Below are 15,333 nucleotides of genomic sequence, written 5' to 3'. Positions count from 1 at the left end.
AAAAGCGCCCTCGCCGTCAGCCACGTGTATGGGCAAACTCTCACCTGCGGACCTCGACCGCTACGTCTTCTCGCGGACGGGGGCACCCAACGACGACCTGCTCGTCGGGGCCGGCTACGGCGAGGACGCCGCCGCCGTCGCCACCGGCGAGGGGACGATGGTCGTCAGCACCGACCCCATCTCGCTCGCCGCCGAGCGCATCGGCACCCTCGGCGTCGCCATCGCCAGCAACGACGTGGCCGCCTGCGGGGGCGTCCCCGAGTGGCTCGTGAGCACCGTCCTCCTCCCCGAACCGGACGTGGACCTCCTCGACGACATCACCGCCCAGCTCGACGCGGAGGCCGAACGACTCGGCATCAGCATCGTCGGCGGCCACACCGAGACGGTCGCCGGGCTCTCGCGGCCGCTCCTCTCGCTCACCTGCATGGGACCGACCGACCGATACGTCCCGACGAGCGGCGCGGAACCCGGCGATTCGGTGGTTCTCACCAAGGGAGCCGGCGTCGAAGGGACGGCCGTCCTCGCCACCGACTTCCGCGCCGACCTCGACGCGGCGAGCGTCGAACCCGCGGCCATCGACCGCGCCGCGGGCTTCTTCGACGACATCAGCGTCCTCCCCGAGTCGGCGGTGCTCGCGCCCGCCGCGACCGCGATGCACGACCCGACCGAGGGCGGCGTCCTCAACGGACTGGTCGAACTCGCCTGCGCCTCGGGCGTCCGAATCGAGGTCGACGGCGACGACGTGCCCGTCCGCCCCGAGACGCGGGCGCTCTGCGAGGCGATGGGCGTCGACCCGATGCGGATTCTCGGCTCCGGCGCGCTCCTCGCGGCGGTCCCCGAAGACGAGGCCGACGACGCGCTCGCCGCGCTCGAACGCGAGGGTATCGAGGCGACGGTGGTCGGAACCGTCGAATCGGCGGGCGACGGCGCGGGTTCGAACGCGGATACGGACTCGACCGCTCCGGCCCCGGGCGTCGTCTACGGCGGGACGCACTACGCCGACGGCGTCGAAGACGACATGTACGACCTCTGGAACTGAGGCGAACGCGAGCCGGCGACCCGACCCGGCTCGACCCAACACGACTTTGACTACTGAAATCTCACTTGGAGATATGACTGCTGAACGTCCGTCTCGACTCGCGAGCGACCCGCCGGGAGCGCCGAAAGCGACCCGGACCGCGGTGGTCGAATGAGAGGCGTCGTCGTCGCCGGCACGGCCTCCGGCGTCGGGAAGACCGTCACGACGCTCGCGGTGTGCCGCGCGCTCGAACGCGAGGGCTACGAGGTCCAACCGGCCAAGGCCGGCCCCGACTTCATCGACCCATCGCACCACGCGGCAATCGTCGGGAAACCGTCGCGGACGCTCGACCCGTGGCTCGAAGGCGACGACGGCATGCGCCGGACCTACGCCCGCGGCGAGGGCGACATCTGCGTCGTCGAGGGCATGATGGGCCTCTACGACGGCGACACGTCGACGGCTCGGGTCGCCGCCCTCCTCGACCTCCCCGTGGTCCTCGTCGCGGACGCGAGAGCCGGGATGCAGAGCGTCGCGGCGACGGCCTACGGCTTCCGGACCTACGCGGACCGGATGGGCATCGACGCCGACGTGGCCGGCGTCATCGCCTCCCGCGCTCACGGCGGCCGCCACGCCGAGGGCATCCGCGACGCACTCCCCGAGGAACTGCCGTACCTCGGTCGAATCCCGCCGAGCGACGACCTCGAAATCCCGGAGCGCCACCTCGGCCTCCACCTCGGTGACGAGGCCCCGCTGTCCGACGAGGCGCTCGACGCCGCGGCCGACGGGATTCGCGCCGACGCGCTCGCTGAAGTGGCGCGGGAACCCGACTGGGACGCCGAAGAGGTCGAATCGGGCACGCGAGCCGAGCCAGTCCAAGCTACGGATTCGGACCGCCCGACGGTCGCCGTCGCCCGCGACGAGGCGTTCTGTTTCGTCTACCCCTCGACGCTGGCGCGATTGGAATCGCTCGGCACCGTCTCGTACTTCTCGCCGGTCGCCGGCGACGACCTCCCGGACTGCGACGGCGTCTACCTCCCCGGCGGCTACCCCGAGCGGTTCGCCGCGGACCTCGCGTCGTCACCGGCGCTTTCGGCGCTTGCCGACCGCGCCGCCGACGGCCTGCCGGTGTTCGGCGAGTGCGGCGGTCTGATGGCGCTCACCGAATCGCTGACGACGACCGACGGCGACACCCACGAGATGGCCGGCATCCTCCCCGCCGACGTGACGATGCAGGAGCGCTATCAGGCGCTCGACCACGTGGAACTCCGCGCGACCGACGGGACGCTGACCGCCGACGCGGGCGAGACGCTCCGCGGCCACGAGTTCCACTACTCGTCGGCGGACCCGGCGACGGACGCCCGGTTCGCCTTCGACGTGGAGCGCGGTTCCGGCATCGACGGCCGCGAGGGACTCACCGAGTACCGAACCCTCGGCACCTACGCGCACGTCCACCCCGAAAGCGGGGCGTTCGACCGCTTCGTCTCGCGACTGACGGACTGACCGCGGCGAGAGCGTGAGAGCGCAAGGGCACAAGAGCGCGAGAGCGGCGAACCCCTATATACGAAGCCGCGACAAGCACCGACTGACGATTGACCGACGACCGACCCCGACTTCGAACCCACAACGATGACCGACGCACCCGACGGAACCACCGAGACAGACGACGAGACCAGCCCCGACTCGGTTCGGGCGAACACCCCCGGCCGCGGCGTCCGCCCGGAAGCGGCCGCCATCGAACCCGCCGCGCCCGACGACTTCGGCCTCGTGCAGGTGTGGTGGGGCGACGGCAAGGGCAAGACCACGGCCGCGATGGGCATGGGCTTTCGCGCCGCCGGCCACGGCTACCGCGTCCACATGCTCCAGTTCCTGAAGGGCGGCGCGGACTCCGTCGAGGCCGTCCGCGGGGAGTACAACGCCATCGCGGCGATGCCCGGGTTCTCCTTCGAGAACCTCGGCCACTACGGCTGGGCCGGGATGGCCGACGGCAGCGACGACGAAGACCACGAGGCGCAGGTCGCCGCCGGCCTCGACCGGGCGCGCGAACTCGTCGACGCCGCGGCCGACGCCGACCTCTCGAAGCCGCTCGCCCTCGACGGCCCGCCCGAGGACGGCGTCCACTTCCTCATCATCGACGAACTCCTCTACGCCGTGGCGATGGGACTGCTCGACGAGGCCGACGTGCTCGACCTCGTGGAGCGCAAGCCCGAGAGCCTCGAACTCGTGTTGACCGGGAGCCACGAGGAGCCGACCTACCTCTCCGACGCCGCGGACCTCGTGACCAACGTCCGAAAGGAGAAACACCCCATCGACGCCGGCCAGCGCGCGAGAAAAGGAACCGAGTACTGAGAGCGTCGGCCAGCCCGGCCTCGGGCCGACGGCTCAGAGCCCCCGGGCGATGTCCAGCGCCTCGTCGGTCGGCACCGGTTCGTCCAGCGACCGCAGCGTCTCGACGAGCGCCGCGACCCGCGATTCGTCGGGGTCGTCGTCGCCGGCGCGCTCCAAGAGCCGCCGGGCCGCGCCGGTCCCGCTCTGCGGGCCGAAGTAGAGCGTCCGCGACCCGCCGAAGACGGCCGGGTCGAACGGCTCGAACGTCGCCGGGTCGTCGAGCATCGCCGCCGTGTGGAGGCCGGACTCGTGGGAGAACACGTCCGCGCCGAGCACCGATTTCTCCGCCGGCACCGACTCGTCGAGCGCCGTCAACACGTCGCTCGCCCGGGGGATGAGCGTCGAGGGGTCGAGCGCGGGGCGGTTCACGGCGCGGCTCGTCTCGGCCGCGACGACGAACTCCTCGACGGGGACGTTTCCGGCGCGCTCGCCGATGCCGGCGACCGACACGTCCACCTTCTGCACGTCGTGGGCGACCGCGGTGAGCGCGTTGGCCGTGGCGACCCCGAGGTCGTCGTGGAAGTGGACGCCGAGGCGGGTCGGGTCGGTGTCGAGGTCGTGGAGGAACGACGACACCTCGAACGGCGTCTTCGAGCCCACGGTGTCCGCGATAGTGAGGTACGTCGCGTCTATCGAGTCGAACAGGTTATCGAGGAACGCGGGGTCGGTCCGGAAGCCGTCCATCGCGGTGAAGTGGACTTCCAGCCCGGTCTCGGTCGCGGAATCGACCGTCTCACCGACGAGCGAGCGCAACTCGTCCGCGTCCTTCCCGAGCAGTTCGGTCCGCTGTCGCTCGCTGGTCGGCGCGAACACGTCGATGACGTCGACGCCGGCGTCGACCGCGGCCTCGACGTCCTTCGGGACGGCCCGGGCGATGCCCGTCAGTTTCGTCTCCACGTCGACCGCGTCGCAGACCTCGCCGGTCTGTGCGCCCGCGATGGGGAAGCCGACCTGTACGTAGTCGACGCCGAGGTCGTCGAGGGCGCGCACGGCCGCGGCTTTCTGTCCCGTCGTGTAGGACGCCCCGGGGCGCTGCTCGCCCTCGCGGCAGGTCACGTCGAGGAGGACCGGCTCCGCGGCGGCCACTCAGACCCCTCCCGCGCGCCGAAGCGCGTCGATGTCGGCGTCGTCGTAGCCGAGCGACGAGAGGATGGCCTCGGTGTGCTCGCCGAGCTTCGGCGGGTCGGTCGAGTCGGGGCGGTCGAAGCCGCTGGCGACGACGGGGAACCGCGGGACGCTGACCGACCGCGACGTTCCCTCGGCGGTCTCGACCTCGGTGAAGAAGTCGGTCGCCCGCAGGTGCGGGTCGGTCGCGACCTCGTCCATCGAGTTCACCTTGGCGACGGGGACGCCGACCTCGCGCAGCCCGGCGACGAGGTCGGCGGCGGGGAGCGTCTCGCACTCGGCGCGGAGCAGGTCCATGAGTTCGTCGAGGTTCTCCCGGCGGTCCGGGAGCGTGGCGAACCGCTCGTCCTCGTGGAGGTCGAGGCCGAGCGCCTCGCAGAGCGCGGTCCACTGGCGCTCGCCGGAGGGGCCGATGAACACCCACTCGTCGTCGGCCGTCTCGAACACGTCGTAGGGTGCCCAGTTTGGGTGTGATGCGCCCATCGGCCCCGGCACGTCGTCGTAGGCCTCGGTGTACGCGAGCCAGTAGCCCATCATCGAGACGGTGGACTCGAACAGCGGCGCGGTCACCTTCGACCCCTCGCCGGTCCGGTCGCGGCGGTAGAGCGCCCCGAGGACCGCTATCGCGCCGTAGAACGACGCGGCCATGTCTGCGATGCTCGTGCCCGACCGGACCGGGGGCATCCCCTCGTGACCGGTGACGCTCATCAGCCCGGACAGCGCCTCGGCGATGGGGTCGAGCGCGGGGTACGACTCGTAGGGGCCGGGGTTGAACCCCTTGATGGAGCAGTAGACGAGGCCCGGATGCGTCTCTCGCAACTGCTCGTAGCCGATGCCGAGTCGCTCGGCGGTCCCCGGCGCGTAGTTCTCGACGACCACGTCGGTCTCGTCGAGCAGGTCGAAGAACGCGTCGAGCGCCGCGTCAGACTTGAGGTCGAGCGTGAGGCTCCGCTTGTCCCGGTTGACGTAGTTGAACGAGCTGTTTCCGACCGGCGACGACCCGCGGATGAGGTCGCCGCCCTCCGGGTGTTCGACCTTGATGACGTCCGCGCCGAGGTCGGCGAGGAGCATCGAGCAGAACGGCCCGGCGATGATGTGGCCGAGTTCGAGGACGCGCACGCCGTCGAGCGGGAGGCCGGACGACGCCGAGGCGGTCGCAGAGCCGGGCGCGTCCGCGGCAGTCTCGGTGCTCTCGGTGCTCTCGGCGCGCTCGGCGCTATCGCCGCTCATGGAGTGACGCCTCCCGCCCCGGCGGGCGACGACGAGCGCTCACTGGCGCGTTCGGAGCCGAAGAGTATGGTCTCGCCGTCCGCACCGAAGACGAACGCGTCTTCGAGGTCGAACGACACGTCGAGTCGGTCGCCCGCCACCGCGTCGTCGACGGCGTCGCTCACCACGTCGAAAGGGGTGCCGTCTTCGAGGCGGCCGTGGACCACGGACTCGGTCCCGAGCGTCTCGACGACCTCCACGTCGACCGAGAGCCGACACGCCCCGCCGGAACCCACGTCGAGGTACTGCGGCCTGATTCCGAGTCTGACGCGATTGCTGGCCGGGGCCTCGACGCCGGCCGGGAGCGAAAGCTCGAACCCGGGGCCGACGAGCGCGGTCCCGCTATCTCTCGCCTCCACCGCGCAGTCGACGACGTTGGTCGAGGGCATGCCGATGAACTGCGCGACGTACTCCGAGTTCGGGTAGTCGAACAGCTGTTTCGGCGGGTCGACCTGCGCGAGTTCGCCGTCGCGCAGGAGGACCACCTGGTCGCTCATCGTCATCGCCTCGGTCTGGTCGTGAGTGACGTAGACGACGGTCGTGTCGAGTTCCTGGTGGAGTCGCTGAATCTCGACGCGGAGGTCGGATTTGAGCTTCGCGTCGAGGTCGGACATCGGCTCGTCCAGAAGCAGCACGTCGGGGTCCTGCACGAACGCGCCGCCGAGGGCGACGCGCTGTTGTTGGCCGCCGGAGAGCTCGGCGGGCATCTTCTCCAACTGCGCCTCGATTTGGAGGACTTCGGCGGCCTCGTCGATGCGCTCGTCGCGTTCGGCCTTCGGAACGCCGTGAATCTTCAGGCCGTAGCCGATGTTCTCGCGGACGGACATGTGCGGGTAGAGCGCGATGGACTGGAACACCATCGAGACGTTGCGCTCCTGCGGCGGGAGGTCGGTCACGTCCTCGTCGCCGAACGAGACGGTGCCCGAGGTGGGCGTCTCCAGCCCGGCCAACATGCGCAGGGTCGTCGTCTTCCCGCAGCCCGAGGGGCCGACGAAGGTCGTAAACGAGCCTTCGGGGATGTCGAGGCTGAGGTCGTCGACGGCGACGTGCGTGTTTCCGAGGGTGCGAAACTCCTTTCTGACGGTGTCGAGGTGGATGCTGGTTGCCATTATTCGAGGCCTCCAACGCTGAAGCCCTGGAGGAGGTATCGTTGCAGGAACAGTGCGATGAGGAACGGCGGAATCGAGATGAGAAGCGAGACGGCCATCGTCTCGCCCCAGCCGATGCTGACGCGGTCCAAGAACAGCGACGCGCCGACGGTGATGGTGTACATCTCGTCGCGGCTCATCACGACGCGCGCCATGGTGAAGTCGTTCCACGCGACGGCGAACGCGAAGATGGCCGCGGAGATGTAGCCGGGCCGGGCGACCGGCAGGACCACGTCTCTGACGGTGCGCCAGCGACTCGCGCCGCGGACCCACGCGGACTCTTCGAGCGCGATGGGGACGGTCTGGAAGTACTGCCACATCAGCCAGATGCAGAACGGCGCGGAGATGGCCGTCAGCGCGAGGGTGAGCGCGAAGTGGCTGTTCAGCAGGCCGAGCGTCGAGAAGACGACGTACAGCGGGATGGCGAGGACGATGGGGCTGAACATGTACGAGAACAGCACCGCCCGCGCCGCCAGCGACTTCCCGGTGAAGTCGAAGCGCGTCAGGCCGTAGCCCGCCGCGACCGCGATAGTCGTCGAGAGGACGGTCGACCCGAGCGTGACGACGAGGCTGTTGACGAAGTACCGAACCGTGTCGGTCGACCCGAGAAGCACGAGGAAGTTCCGGAGCGACGGCTCGGTGGGAAGCAGGTTCACCCGCCCGCCGGCGAACGTCGTCGCCGGCGACTGGATGGCGATGACCACCATCACGTACACCGGGATGATGGTGAACACCGAGATGAGAAGCGCCGTCAGGTAGACGGCGATTCGCTGGAGGCGTTTCTGGGTGTCGTGGGAGACGAGGCCGCGACCGGAAGACGTCGCCATCTCACGCCACCTCCTTTTCGGGGGCGAACGCCCGGAAGTAGACCACCGCGACGCCGGCGAGGAGGAAGAACATGACGCCGGCGAGCGCCGTCGCCATGCCGAAGTTCACCTCGCTGAACGCGAGTTGGTAGACGCGAATCGGGAGCGTCGTCGTCTGCTGGAGCGGGCCGCCGCGGGTCGAGAGGTAGATGATGTCGAACTTGTTGAACATCCAGATGCCCCTGACGAGGAGGATGATGAGAATCGCGCCGCGGAGGTGCGGAAAGGTGATGTCGCGGAACGCCTGCCACGTCGTCGCGCCCTCGACCCGCGCCCGCTCGTAGAGGTCGGGGTCGATGGCCTGCAAGCGCGCGAGCAGGATGAAGAAGGCGAAGCTGGCGAACTTCCAGACGCTCGTGACGACGACCGCCGGCATGGCGAACTCCAAGGTCGAGAAGAACGCGATGGGTTTGTCGATGAGCCCGGCGTCGACGAGGAACTGGTTCAGAATCCCGATGTTGGGGTCGAGGATGAACTTCCACATGAAGATGACAACGAGCGTCGGCAGGAGGTACGGGAAAATCATCAGCGTCCGCAGGGCGTCGCCGCCGCGGATGCGCTGATTGATGACGAGCGCGAGCCCCAGCCCGATGACGAGGCTCAGCCCCGTCGTCGCCACCGCGTAGACGACGCTGTTCCAGAGGAAGCCCCAGAACGCGCCGTTGCCGAGGAGTTCGGCGTAGTTGCCGAGGCCGACGAACTCGGGGCTCCGCACCGGCGACGCGAACAGGCTCATCCCGAGCGCGTAGACGATGGGGATGACCCAGACCACGACGAAGAACGCGAGCATCGGGACGAAACACGCCGCCAACAGGAGCGTCGTGCCGTCCACGTCGCGCTCTCGGAGGGCCGACCCGGCGGCTTCCAACCGCGATTTGAGGGCCGTACTCATTGCAACCCGCGGAGTTGCTCGGCCAGCCAGTCGACCGTCTCGTCGGGTGTGAGCCCGCCGACGAGAAACTGGTCCGCAGCCTGTCCGAAGAGCTGTTCGCTGTACGCGTCGGCCGCGACGATGTTCGGAGCGCCGTCGTCGCCCGTCGCGAGGACGCTCGTGAAGGCGTCCCAGTTGTCGCGGACGAGATTCATCACGTCGGGGTGCTGCTGGATGACCTCGTTTTCGGTCACCTCGGGCGCGTCGAGTTGCTCCCGCGTCGGCGGGAACTGGAACAGCGGCGCGGAGAGCACGAAGTCGAAGAAGCGCGACGAACTCGTGAAGAAGTCCACGAATGCCTGTGCGCCCTCGGTGTTCTGGCCGTCGTTGCGGACGAGGTGGCCCTCCATGTACGCCCACCACTTGTCCTGTGCCGCCCCGCTCGGCACGGGGAACGGCATCGGACTGAGGTTCTCGACGAGGTCGGGGCGGTTGGCCTGAATCGTGAGGATGGGGAGGCCGCCGACGCTGGCGATGGCCGCGGCGTTCTCCTGTTGGAGCGCGCCGATGGCGTCGCCCCACGCCCACCCCGAGCCGTTCGGCGAGTGCTCGGCCATCGACTGGACCCACTCGAACGTCTCGACGGCCGCCTGTCGGTTGTCGTCGTCGTCGAGTCTGACCTCGATGCCGTCGGAGGGGCCGCCGTAAATCTCAACGTCGTTCTGCCAGAGGTACTGCGTCATCTGGGTGTCGGCGTTGTTCGTCTGCCCCGACTGGACGACGTAACCCTCCATCGACTCGTTGGCCGACACCTCGCCGGCGGCCTCGACCCACTCGCTCCACGACGCGGGCAGCTCCGAGTACACGTCGTTTCGGTACCAGCCCATGAGCGGTTCGACCATCGCGGCCGCGAAGTACGACTCGCCGCCGACGGTGACCGGGTCGGGCAGGTCGTTATCTTGGACGGCCCCCGTGACCGGCGCGAGGACGCCGTCGCGCTGAAGTCGATACGCGTCCGTCGAGGTGTCGAAAAGCAGGTCCGGCGGGTTGCCCGCGGCGACCATCTTCTGCATCTCGGCGTCCGAGGAGGTTCCCTTCGCCGTGTAAATCATCTCGACCGTGTGGTCGGTCTCCTCCTCGAACTCGGCGATGATTTCGTCCATCACGTCCTTCGAGTCGCCACGGTCCGAGAGGTATCGAATCGGCTCGTTGGAGCCGCCGCCACCGCTGCCGCCGAGACAGCCAGCCGTCGTCACCGCCGCCGCGCTCCCGACCGCCGCGAGGAACGTCCGGCGCGACGACCCGCGCGTTTTCCGCCCGTCTCCACCACGAGAGTAATTCCCATCTATCATGGTAATTGCAAACAATACGTACACCGGTAGAGGCCACGGGAGTAGTGCCTACCCCTGTTGGCTCTTTATATCGGTTTCCGGATATCTGGTGACGTGTTTCAGGTGTACTAGGCGCTTAAAATTCGGAGCGCAGCGTGCGCCGGGGGCCGAGCCGGTCCGGTCGCGGTCAGGTGCTGTCGGGGTTCGCGGGCGTCGTCGCGTCGGCGAGCGCGTCGCTGAGGAGTTTCTTTTCGGCCCGTCGGAGGTGTTCCAACACGGTCGGTCTGCTCACCTCGAACGCCGCCGCGATTTCCTCGACCGTGACGCCCCGCGGCCAGTCGTAGTAGCCGCGTTCGAGCGCGTAGCCGACGACCTCGGCCTGCCGCTTCGAGAGCCGCGTCGAGGGGCCGACGAAGGGTTTCAGCCGCCGGAGTTCGACGGTCCCGAGCGACCGGAGGCCCGAGATGATAGCCTTGAGGTCCGCCCGCCGGAACACGACCACGTCGAAGACGCGCGAGCGACCGTAGAACTGGCTCATCCGCTGGAGCATCCCGTGGTTCTCTCGGATGACGGGGAGCGCGCCGGACGACCGCTTGGTGATGAGCAGTTGGTCGTCGCCGACGAGTTCGAGGTCGCTGACGACCTCGCTGGCGGCGAGCCGGTCGGCCATCTCGTCGCGGTGCTCCCCGGCGTCGACGACGAAGCGGATGTCCGTCTCGCCGAGCACCTCGCAGTTCGTCACGACGACCGGCCCGTCGACGAGGTCGCTCACGTGCGACAGCACGTAATCCTCGTTCAGTTCGAGGAGGATGGTCGCGCGAAGCATCGCTATCGAGACCTCCGGCTGTCGGAGCTGGACGGGCGTCCGAGACGGTCCTGTTCGACCACGGCTACCACGCCGATACGTCGCCCGCGGATAATAGCTGTATCCCGAGGCGGACGCCCCGGCGTCCGCGACCCGCGCGGGTCACTCCTCGTCGGGCGACACCGTGATGACGGGAACCGGGGCGCTCCGAACCGTCCGCTCGGCGACGCTCCCGAGGAGAATTCTGTCGACGCCGCTCCGCCCGGTCGTCCCCATGACGACGGCGTGGATGTCGTTACCTTCGACGTACTCCCGAATCGCCTCGCTCGGCGAGCCGTGTTCGATGGTTTCCGCGAGCTTCGTGACGCCGTGTTCGTTCGCCTCCTCGACGACCTTCGAAATCGCCTCGTTCGCGCCGCGCTCGCTCTCCTCGCCGGAGAGCATCGACCGCACGTCGAACCCGAGCGCGGAGTCGTCGACGACCGAGAGGACGTGGACCGTCGCGTCGAGTTCGGCGGCGAGCGCGAGCCCGTGGCTCGTCGCCCGCTTCGTCGAGCGACTCCCGTCGGTCGGGATGAGGATGCGGTCGTAGGGGAACGTCAGCTCCTCGTCGGGCTTCATGCGGGCGGTGAGCACCGGCCGGTCCGACAGGCGGACGACCTTCTCCGTGACGCTCCCGCGAAGCTGTCGCGAGATACCCTCCCGACCGTGGGTCGGCATCACGACGAGGTCGTAGTCGTACTCCTCGGCGTACTCGACGATGGTCGGTGCGGGGTTGCCTTGTACCACGTCGGTCGAGTAATCGACGCCGAGATTCTGGAGCGTCTCCGCCGCCTCCTCGACGACGCTCTCGCCCTCGCGTTCGAGCGCGTCGACCACGTCGTTCTCGACGACGGTGACGCTGTCGCGGGTCGTGTCGGCGACGAAGAGTAGCCGTATCTCCGCGTCGTCCCAGTGGGCGAGTTCGCTGGCGTGGTGGAGAACCGCGCTCGACGACGTGCTCTCGTCGACGGGCAGGAGGATGCGCTCGTACATGGCTTGTCATACACCCGGTCGCGGGTAAGTCCTTTCGCCGGGCGGCGTTCGCGGACCGCCCGCCGCCGGCGTCACGACCATCGGCGCGCCACACAGTTATCAGACGGCAGTGACAACCGAACGGTGATGGCACCGACGGATGAGTCACCTCGGGGCGGCGAAACGCGGCCGCGACGCAACCGGCGGCACCGACGCCGACAGCGCGACGACGACGAGACCGGGGTCGACGCGTGGCTCGACGCGACGGTCTACTTCGGGCTCGGACAGCACCTGCTTCTGGCGCTGCCGATGCTCTGGGTCGCCTTCATGACCGTCTCGACCCCGGTGGCGGTCACGACCGCGGCCGTCGTCTCGCTGGCGGTCGCCTGTCTCGCCATCGGCGCGCTCCGGTTGGACGCCGTCTCGGTCGGCGCGCCGTGGCACCGAATCGAAGACAACGAAATCGGTCTCGGCCCCGACGCGGGCTACGGTTTTCTCGTCCGCCGGGCGGCCTATCTGAACGCGACGCTCGGCCTCGGGACGTTCCTCGGCGCGCGCGCCGACCTCGCCGGAGCGGGCTTCCTCGGCTCTGTCGTCGTCGCCGGCGGCGTCGCGCTCTGTGCGATGCTCGCGCTCCCCCGACTGCGCGCCGCGCCGGCCCGCACGTCGGCCGCGGCCGCCGGCGTCTACTACGCCGTCTCGCTCCTCGCGGTCGCGACGTTCCCCGGCGTGGCCGGCCTGTTCTCCCTGTCGCCGTCGGTCGCGCTCTGCGTGCTCGCAGTCGCGGTCGCCGCCGCGTTCGACGTGGCGACCGACCGGAAGCGTCGTTGACGGTCTGTCGGCTCCGCGGCCGTCGCACCGCCGTCCTCGGTCATCAACTTTTCAACCTCGCGCACCGACTCGTCGGGCATGACACTGATTCCGCGACCGGGATGCCCGCCCGAGGTGGCGCAGCGTGACTGACGCCGCGCTCGCCGCCGACGACGTGGCGGCGCTCCGAACGGCGGCCGACACCCTCCGCGGCCGACGCGAGGCGGTCGACGACATCGGCCGCGAGGAGCTTCGGACGCTCGCGTCCGCCGTCCGCGACGTGACGGGGATTCTCGACCGCTACGAGGAGCGGGCGACCGACGACCTCGAAGGCTACGTCGAGTTCCGCGAGGCGCTGTCGGACCGGCTGGAGGAGGTCCCCGCCGACGTGCGCCACAGCGACGCCTTCATCGACGCCAACGAGTCGCTCACGACCGGCATCACCTCGTCGCTGTCGGCGTCCGACTTCGAGCAGGCCAGACGCGAACTGGACCCAGCCCGCGAGGAGGCGGCGCTCCTCGACGAACTGGACGAGGCGAGAGACGACTATCGGAGCGCCCGCCGGCGACTGCGGGAGCGCGCGGACGAACTCGACGCGCGAATCGACCGCCTCGAACGCGTGCGGGAACTCGGTGAGGCCGACATCGACGCGCCGGTGGACGAACTCCGCGACCCCATCGAGCGGTACGACGACGCCGTGACCGAGGCGTTCGACCGGTTCCGCGCCAAGTCATCGGCCCGCGAGGTGCTCGCGTGGCTGGCGGCCGCCGAGTCGTACCCGCTGGTCGGGACGCCCAGTCCCCCCGAGCGACTGCGCGAGTACCTCGAAACAGCCGCCATCGGGGACGAGACGATACCCACGCTCGTCGAGTACGCCGGCTACTCGCGGTCGAAACTCGACCACTACGTGGACGACCCGAAGCGATTCGCCGCGGCCGTCGGGACGAACAAACGGTTTCTGGAGACGCTCGACGCCGACCCGCTGACCGTCTCGTGGCCGCCGGACCCCGCCGCTGAACTCCGCTGGCGGACGAAAGAACTCGTCGCCGTCGTGAGTCGGTTCGCCGCCGACGAGACGGTCGCCCGCGCCCGGGAGGTCCACGAACTGACGTACGAGGAGTCGTACGACCGCCTCCGCGACGCCGCGGTCGCCCGCGCGGAACTCACCGAAGACCAGCGTGAGCGACTCCAGCGGGGCGTCGTCGAAGAGGAGTTAGCCGACGCCCGCGAGGAGCGCGAGCGGGTCGCTGACTGCCTCGACGCGAATCCGCCGCTGGACGACTGAGCGTCGCCCGGGGCCGCGGCGGCGAGACCGGACGCCCGACGGCGACAAAAAGCACTTACCCGACTCGGCGGAACTCCCGGTAATGCGTCTCCGGAAACTCGCTCTCCTTCTCGCGGTCGTCGGTCTCGTCTGCCTCCCCGCGCCGGTGTACCTACCCGCGCTCGCGGACGCGACATCGCCGCCGCCGAAAGTCTCGAACTCGTACCGGGCCGAGACGGTCTCGCTTGCGAACCAGTCGGACATCGAGACCATCGTCAACCGGCACGGCCGTTCGGTCTCGATTTCGGTACATCAGGTGAGCCAGCGGTACTCGGCCGGCGAGTACCGCGCGCCGAACGAGACCCGCGGGACGCTGGAGGCGGCGATGCGGAACGGGACCGCCCGGACGACGGCGGCCGGCGCGCAAGTCGACCTCCGCGCCATCGCGCGGAACAACACGTACGTCCACGACGCCTACGGCGAGCGCGAGCAGTACTACCGGCTTCGCGTGCGAGAGAACGGCTCGGTCGTCACGGCGCGAAACGCCACGCTCCAGCGTGTTGCGAACACCACCGTCGAGCGGAGCGCGTACAGCTACGCGAACCTCTCGCCGGCGGCCAGGGGGACGGTCGACAGCATCCTCCGGAACTCCTCGGACGGGGACCTCGGCTACCGGCCGCGGATGAACGACGCCTTCGTGGACCGCCTCCCGGCGCTCGTCGAAAAAGAGGGCACGCGTTACAGCATCACCGCCTACACGCACGTCGACGACTTCGGCTTCGGGGCCGCGTTCGTCGTCGGCCTCGGCGTCGCGGGCGTCGGCGCGGTCCTGATTCTCGTCGGGGGCGCGGTGTACGCTATCGCGTGGTGGCGCGAGTAGCGAGAGAAAAGCGGGGTCGAACCGCGAGACTGCGGCGCGGTTCAGGTCAGTTCAGTTCGCGTCGAGGATTTCGACGTCGAAGACGAGCGTCTCGCCCGCGAGTTCGTGGTTGAAGTCGATGCGGACCACGTCGTCGTCGGCGTGGACGATTTCGCCGAGGCCGCCCTGCTGGGTCTGGACGTACAGGCCCTCCTCGGGCTCGTCACCGAGCACTTCGCGGAGCTGTTCGGTCTCGTGCTCGCGGACGAGGTCCTCGTCGTACTCGCCGTAGGCCTTCTCCGGCGGGATTTCGATGCTCTCCTCGTCGCCGACGGACATGCCGACGAGCGCCTCGTCGAGTCCCTCGATGACGGTTCCCGCGCCGACCTCGACCGCGAGCGGCTCGTAGTCGCGGTCGGGCTGGGCCTCCGCGAGACCCTCTGCCTCGGCCACGTCCTGACGCGACGTGTCGAAAACCGTGCCGTCAGGGAGCGTTCCGACGTATTCGAGCGAAACGGAGTCGCCGGTTTCAATCGTCATACCCCGTACTCGCTGCCGGAGACGGATA

General features: G+C 69.2%; 15 protein-coding genes. 6 read left to right on the top strand and 9 right to left on the bottom strand.

Annotation, left to right across the window (positions count from 1 at the left end):
• Nucleotides 1-28 precede the first annotated feature (28 nt).
• The 3 genes from DEQ67_RS16915 (at nt 29) to DEQ67_RS16905 (ending at nt 3,364) form a co-directional block, all read left to right on the top strand.
• Complete coding sequence (locus tag DEQ67_RS16915; protein ID WP_115861926.1) at nt 29-1,039, top strand: AIR synthase family protein; 1,011 nt, start codon at nt 29-31, stop codon at nt 1,037-1,039.
• A 150-nt stretch (nt 1,040-1,189) separates the two neighbouring features.
• Nucleotides 1,190-2,518, top strand: coding sequence for a cobyrinic acid a,c-diamide synthase (locus DEQ67_RS16910; protein WP_115891599.1), 1,329 nt, complete (start codon nt 1,190-1,192; stop codon nt 2,516-2,518).
• Between the two features lie 126 nt (nt 2,519-2,644).
• The gene (locus DEQ67_RS16905) at nt 2,645-3,364 is read left to right on the top strand and encodes a cob(I)yrinic acid a,c-diamide adenosyltransferase (protein WP_004064463.1); all 720 of its coding nucleotides are present in this window, start codon (nt 2,645-2,647) and stop codon (nt 3,362-3,364) included.
• Nucleotides 3,365-3,397: 33 nt separating this feature from the next.
• Here DEQ67_RS16905 and DEQ67_RS16900 read toward each other — a convergent pair whose 3' ends face one another.
• From DEQ67_RS16900 to DEQ67_RS16865, 8 genes are all read right to left on the bottom strand, one after another.
• Nucleotides 3,398-4,489, bottom strand: coding sequence for a LeuA family protein (locus tag DEQ67_RS16900; RefSeq protein ID WP_115891600.1), 1,092 nt, complete (start codon nt 4,487-4,489; stop codon nt 3,398-3,400).
• Nucleotides 4,490-5,758: a CaiB/BaiF CoA transferase family protein gene (locus DEQ67_RS16895; RefSeq protein WP_115891601.1), complete on the bottom strand. Its 1,269-nt coding sequence runs from the start codon at nt 5,756-5,758 to the stop codon at nt 4,490-4,492. It lies immediately after the preceding gene.
• Nucleotides 5,755-6,906 (bottom strand): ABC transporter ATP-binding protein, encoded by a 1,152-nt coding sequence (locus tag DEQ67_RS16890; RefSeq protein WP_006600949.1) that lies wholly within the window; start codon nt 6,904-6,906, stop codon nt 5,755-5,757. Before DEQ67_RS16890 ends, DEQ67_RS16895 begins: the two co-directional genes overlap by 4 nt.
• Nucleotides 6,906-7,772: a carbohydrate ABC transporter permease gene (locus DEQ67_RS16885; protein WP_004040845.1), complete on the bottom strand. Its 867-nt coding sequence runs from the start codon at nt 7,770-7,772 to the stop codon at nt 6,906-6,908. The genes DEQ67_RS16890 and DEQ67_RS16885 overlap by 1 nt, the downstream gene beginning before the upstream one ends.
• Nucleotide 7,773: 1 nt before the next feature.
• Nucleotides 7,774-8,703 (bottom strand): carbohydrate ABC transporter permease, encoded by a 930-nt coding sequence (locus tag DEQ67_RS16880; RefSeq protein WP_004040846.1) that lies wholly within the window; start codon nt 8,701-8,703, stop codon nt 7,774-7,776.
• Nucleotides 8,700-9,938 carry an ABC transporter substrate-binding protein gene (locus tag DEQ67_RS16875; RefSeq protein ID WP_115803731.1) on the bottom strand — a complete coding sequence of 413 codons (1,239 nt, stop codon included), beginning with the start codon at nt 9,936-9,938 and terminating at the stop codon, nt 8,700-8,702. Before DEQ67_RS16875 ends, DEQ67_RS16880 begins: the two co-directional genes overlap by 4 nt.
• 262 nt (nt 9,939-10,200) lie before the next feature.
• A complete protein-coding gene (locus DEQ67_RS16870) occupies nt 10,201-10,839 on the bottom strand; it encodes a helix-turn-helix domain-containing protein (protein WP_004064449.1) in 639 nt (212 codons plus the stop codon).
• Nucleotides 10,840-10,980: 141 nt separating this feature from the next.
• Nucleotides 10,981-11,853 (bottom strand): universal stress protein, encoded by an 873-nt coding sequence (locus tag DEQ67_RS16865; RefSeq protein WP_115803732.1) that lies wholly within the window; start codon nt 11,851-11,853, stop codon nt 10,981-10,983.
• A gap of 126 nt (nt 11,854-11,979) precedes the next feature.
• Between DEQ67_RS16865 and DEQ67_RS16860 the strand changes: the two genes are divergently transcribed.
• The 3 genes from DEQ67_RS16860 (at nt 11,980) to DEQ67_RS16850 (ending at nt 14,786) form a co-directional block, all read left to right on the top strand.
• The gene (locus DEQ67_RS16860; protein WP_004064445.1) at nt 11,980-12,663 is read left to right on the top strand and encodes a hypothetical protein; all 684 of its coding nucleotides are present in this window, start codon (nt 11,980-11,982) and stop codon (nt 12,661-12,663) included.
• Nucleotides 12,664-12,787: 124 nt separating this feature from the next.
• Nucleotides 12,788-13,927: a DUF7118 family protein gene (locus DEQ67_RS16855; protein ID WP_115803734.1), complete on the top strand. Its 1,140-nt coding sequence runs from the start codon at nt 12,788-12,790 to the stop codon at nt 13,925-13,927.
• A gap of 82 nt (nt 13,928-14,009) precedes the next feature.
• Nucleotides 14,010-14,786, top strand: coding sequence for a hypothetical protein (locus DEQ67_RS16850; RefSeq protein WP_115803735.1), 777 nt, complete (start codon nt 14,010-14,012; stop codon nt 14,784-14,786).
• A gap of 51 nt (nt 14,787-14,837) precedes the next feature.
• Here DEQ67_RS16850 and DEQ67_RS16845 read toward each other — a convergent pair whose 3' ends face one another.
• A complete protein-coding gene (locus DEQ67_RS16845; RefSeq protein WP_004064439.1) occupies nt 14,838-15,305 on the bottom strand; it encodes an FKBP-type peptidyl-prolyl cis-trans isomerase in 468 nt (155 codons plus the stop codon).
• Nucleotides 15,306-15,333: the final 28 nt, after the last annotated feature.

Source organism: Haloferax sp. Atlit-48N, from assembly GCF_003383015.2.
GTDB classification, from domain to species: domain Archaea; phylum Halobacteriota; class Halobacteria; order Halobacteriales; family Haloferacaceae; genus Haloferax; species Haloferax volcanii.
Note: the sequence above shows the minus strand (reverse complement) of the source record. Positions and strands in the feature narration are given on the sequence as shown.